This is a genomic window from Bacillota bacterium (genome assembly GCA_040754675.1).
Taxonomy (GTDB): domain Bacteria; phylum Bacillota; class Limnochordia; order Limnochordales; family Geochordaceae; genus Geochorda.
Genome location: JBFMCJ010000349.1, coordinates 1 through 4419, shown reverse-complemented (window position 1 = coordinate 4419; position 4419 = coordinate 1). Strand labels below are relative to the sequence as shown.

4 protein-coding genes and 1 pseudogene are annotated in these 4419 nt (G+C 68.7%); all 5 read left to right on the top strand.

Annotated elements, in window-relative coordinates; translation table 11 throughout:
* Window positions 1–616 (top strand): annotated as a pseudogene (locus AB1609_16555) (long-chain fatty acid--CoA ligase).
* 117 nt (window positions 617–733) lie between these two features.
* Window positions 734–1585, top strand: a complete 852-nt coding sequence (locus tag AB1609_16550; GenBank protein MEW6048059.1) for a branched-chain amino acid ABC transporter permease — start codon at window positions 734–736, stop codon at window positions 1583–1585.
* A 22-nt stretch (window positions 1586–1607) separates the two neighbouring features.
* Window positions 1608–2657: a branched-chain amino acid ABC transporter permease gene (locus AB1609_16545; protein ID MEW6048058.1), complete on the top strand. Its 1050-nt coding sequence runs from the start codon at window positions 1608–1610 to the stop codon at window positions 2655–2657.
* A gap of 29 nt (window positions 2658–2686) precedes the next feature.
* On the top strand, window positions 2687–3940 hold the full coding sequence (locus AB1609_16540; GenBank protein ID MEW6048057.1) for an ABC transporter substrate-binding protein: 1254 nt from the start codon (window positions 2687–2689) through the stop codon (window positions 3938–3940).
* A 15-nt stretch (window positions 3941–3955) separates the two neighbouring features.
* Window positions 3956–4419, top strand: a 464-nt coding sequence (locus AB1609_16535; GenBank protein MEW6048056.1) for an ATP-binding cassette domain-containing protein, incomplete at its 3' end; no start/stop codon positions are given.

Genomic DNA, 4419 nt, shown 5'->3' with positions numbered 1-4419 from the left:
CAGCCCCCAGGGCGAGATCCTCGCCCGGGCCGCAAGCGTGACCCCTGGCTACTACAAGCGCCCGGAGGAGACGAAGCGCCTGCTCGAGGACGGGTGGCTCCATACCGGCGACGCCGGCTACCTGGACGACCGGGGCCACCTGGTGGTCATCGACCGGCTCAGCGACGTGATGCGCACGGCCGACGGAACCGTCTTCAGCCCGCAGTTCCTGGAGAACAAGCTGAAGTTCAGCCCGTACGTCAAGGAGGCCGTGGTGTTCGGCGACAACCTGCCGTTCGTCGCGGCGCTCATCAACATCGACCCCGGCACGGTCGGCCGCTGGGCGGAGGCGCGCAAGATCGCCTTCACCACGTATGCCGACCTTTCCCAGAAGCCGGAGGTGGGCCGGCTCGTGGCCGGCGAGGTGGTGGCGGCGAACCGCACCCTGCCCCAGGCGCAGCGCATCCGCCGGTTCACCCTGCTCTACAAGCTGCTGGACGCGGACGACGAGGAACTCACCCGCACGGGCAAGGTGCGCCGTCAACTGGTCGCCCGCCGCTACGAACCGCTGGTCAACGCCCTTTACTCCGGCGCCGGCCAGGTGGAGGTGGCGGTCAACTTCCGCTACCAGGACGGCCGGAGCGTGGAGATGAGCCTGGTGGTCCCCATCTACGAGGTGCCGACGGACCACAAAGCGGGCGAGGGGGTGGCCGGCACGGACTTCCTGCTGCAGTTACTGGCTAACGGCGTCGTGATGGGCAGCGTATACAGCCTGGCAGCGCTCGGTTTCGTGCTCATCTACAAGTCGAGCCGGGTCATCAACTTCGCGCACGGGGACTTCGTGGCGCTGGGAGCGTTCATCGTGCTGTGGTACGCGACGGCTGCCGGGCTTCCGCTGGCGGCGGCGCTGATCGCCGCGGGCGCCACGTTCTTCCTGCTGGGCCTGGCCATCGAACGGGCGGTGCTTCGCCCGCTTATCGGTAAGCCGATCATCTCGGTCATCATGGTGACGGTGGGGCTGTCGAGCATTCTGAAAGGACTCATGTACCTGGTCTGGGGCCCGGGCTATTTCCGGTTCCCGGCGCTGATCGAGGACGTTCCCATCTCGGTGGGCGACCTCATCTACCTCTCGCCGGTGCAGTTGCTCGCTGTGGGGCTGTCCGCCGCTTTCCTGGTCGCCTTCTCCCTCTTTTTCCGGCGCAGCCAGACCGGCATCTCCATGCGGGCGGTTGCTGACGACCAGCAGGCGGCGCTGGCGCTGGGCGTGAGCGTGCGCCGGGTCTTTGCGCTGGCGTGGGGCGTAGCGCTGGCGAGCGCGGTGGCGTCGGGCTACGTCGTCGGCAACCTGACCAACCTGAGCACCGACGGCGTGAGCGCCATCGGCCTCCTGGTCTTTCCGGCGGCCATCGTCGGGGGGCTCGACAGCATCCCCGGGGCCATCTTGGGCGGGATGCTCATCGGCATCCTGGAAAACCTGACGGCCGGCTACCTCGATCCCCTCATCGGGGTCAGCCTGCGCCAGGTCGTGCCATTCCTCGTGCTGGTTGCCATCATCATGGCCCGCCCGTACGGACTGTTTGGAACGGTGGAAATCGAGCGGGTCTAGACGGCGCAGGGGGCTTTTGGCGGTGCACTTCTCGGCCACCGGCAACTTCAAGACCCGTTACGCCGACGAGATGGCCCTGTTCGTCACCGATACGGGGCGGGCGTTCATCGTTGCCGTGCTGGCGGCGCTGGCGGCGTTCCCCTGGATGGTCGGGGCTTATCCGCTCTTCCTGGGCCAACTCGTGGCGGTGTTCACCATCGGGGCCGTGGGGCTCAATTTGCTGACCGGCAACACCGGCCAGATCTCCCTTGGACACGGCGCCTTCATGGGTGTGGGGGCATACGCGGCGGGCATCCTGAGCCAGGCGGGGGTGCCCTTCGTCCTGGCCGTTCCGCTGGCGGGGCTGGCCACGGCGGCGGTGGGGGCGGTGTTCGGCATCCCGTCGCTGAGGGTGAAGGGCCTGTACCTGGCGCTGTCGACTCTGGCGGCGCAGGTTCTGCTGGCGTTCCTGTTCGGCTGGTACGACAGCAAGGGGCGCGGCACGTCCTACCTGGTGCTCCCGGAACCGCGCATCGGCCCGTGGGTGCTGAGCCGGGGGCCGGCGTACGGCATGTTCCTGATGGCCGCCGCCGCGCTGGCCGTCTGGATGGCCTTGAACCTGCTCCGCACCCGTACCGGGCGCGCCTGGCTGGCCATCCGCGACAACGACCGGGCCGCGGCGGCCATGGGGATCCCGGTTTTCGGGTACAAGGTGCTGGCCTTCTCCGTGAGTGCCTTCTACGTGGGCACCGCGGGGGCGCTGTGGGCGTATCTGACCGGCGTGGTTTCGGCTGAGCGGTTTTCGCTGCTGCTGTCGGTCGAGTACCTGGCGATGATCATCGTCGGCGGGGTCGGGTCGGTGCTGGGGTCGGTGCTGGGCGCCCTGCTCATCACCCTGCTGCCTGAGGGCCTCAGGGTACTGGCCGACGCGCTGTCGGCGGCGCTGCCGGGAGCGTCCAATCTGTTCATCGGGCTGCGGTACTCGGCCTTCGGGGCCGTTATCGTGGGGTTCCTCATCTTCGAGCCCGAAGGGCTCGCCGACCGCTGGCGGGTCATCAAGGCCTACTTCAACCACTGGCCGTTCCGGTATTAGGGACGGCGCGGAAGGGGTGCAGGAAGAGCATGGGCGCGTTGGACTACCGGGTCAGGTCAGGCGTCCGGACAAGCCGGCCGGAGCGGCATGTGCCGCTGGGGGCAGCGGCCGTGGTCGCAGCCGTGGCGGCTCTGGCCGTGATGCTGGGGGCCCCGTCGGTACAGGCCGGCGCGGTGCCAACCGTCAAGGTGGGGGCCATCATCACCTACACCGGCCCCACCAGCGACGTGGGCGTGCACTACGCGGACGGCATTCGGGACTACTTCCGCTGGCTTGCCGAGGAGAAAGGCGGTGTGGTGGACAGCGCCGCCGGCCCCGTCCGGGTTGAGCTGGTCTGGACCGACGACCAGTACAACCCCCAGATGGCCGTGACGGCGCTGCAGCGGTTCATTTCCGAAGAGAAGATCGTGGCGCTCATCTCCTGGGGCACCGGGCCCAACGTGGCCATGAAGCCCGTGGTCAACTCGGCCCACGTCCCGACGCTGTCGGCCTCCTTCCACGCAGGGCTGCTCGAGGCCCCGGGGGCGTACAACTTCTTCATCAGCATGCCTTATGACGACCACATGCGCATCCTGCTCAACTACATCAAAGAACAGCTCGCCCCGGGGCAGGCCCCCCGCATCGCCTTCAGCGTCCATCCTTCGCCCTACGGGCGCTCGCCGCTGGCCGCCGGCAAAGCGTGGGCCGAACAGATGGGCTGGCCCGTCGTGGCCCAGCAGGAGCTCGCCAGCGACGTTCTGGACGCCACGAGCCAGGTGCTGGAACTGCGCCGCCAGCGCGCAGAGTTCGTGCTGTTCCAGAACACGGCACCACCCGTCGCCGTTTTCCTGAGGGACGCCCGCCGCAACGGTTTACGGGCCCAGTACCTGGCCATCCACTACGCCGGCGGCGAGGAGTTGCTGCACCTGGGTGGGGCCAACGCCGACGGCGTCATCACCACGTCGGCCACCGTCACCTGGCCGACGGACGTGCCCGGGATGGCGTTCGTGCGCTCCCTCAACCAGCGCTACCACCCGGACATCGCCGTGCGGCCGCCTCACTACGCCCAGGGGGTCGTGACGGCCCAGACGGTGGTGGAGGGGATCCGGCGCGCCCGGGCGCTTACGGGCGAAGGCGTCAAGGATGCGCTGGAGGCGCTGAACAACTTCGACACGGGCGGGGTGGCGCCGCCGATCACGTTCACGCCGCAGCGCCACTGGGGCGCCGACTACGTGTTGCTCTACCGGCTCAGCGCCCGGGACAACCGGCTCGATTACATCGGCCAGTTCCGGGCGCTGCGGTGAGATGCGGGCCCGGCCGTGCTGACCGTCAACAACATCGAGGTCGTCTACCACGACGTCATCCTGGTGCTCAAGGGGGTCTCGCTCTCCATAAGCCGGGGCGAGATCGTGGCCCTGCTGGGCACCAACGGGGCCGGGAAAACCACGACCCTTCGGGCCATCTCGGGCCTGCTGGATACCGAGGACGGGCGGGTGCGCCAGGGCAGCGTGGACCTGGAGGGGAGGCGCCTCGACCGCCTAGCGCCGGAGGCGATCGTGCGGCTCGGCGTCGTTCAGGTGCTTGAGGGCCGGCGCATTTTCAAGCACCTCACCGTCGAGGAGAACCTGCGCGTGGGGGCGGCCAGCCGCCGGGACGGCGCCTGGACACGCGAACTGAGGCGGGTGTACGGGTACTTCCCTCGCCTCGCCGAACTGCGCCACCGCCTGGCGGGGTATTGCTCGGGCGGCGAACAGCAGATGCTGGCCATCGGCCGGGCCCTGCT

Bases quoted from the DNA above. Each gene is read 5' to 3' on its own strand.
- AB1609_16550 (MEW6048059.1), top strand. From the start codon at position 734: ATGGGCAGCGTATACAGCCTGGCAGCGCTCGGTTTCGTGCTCATCTAC.
- AB1609_16540 (MEW6048057.1), top strand. From the start codon at position 2,687: ATGGGCGCGTTGGACTACCGGGTCAGGTCAGGCGTCCGGACAAGCCGG.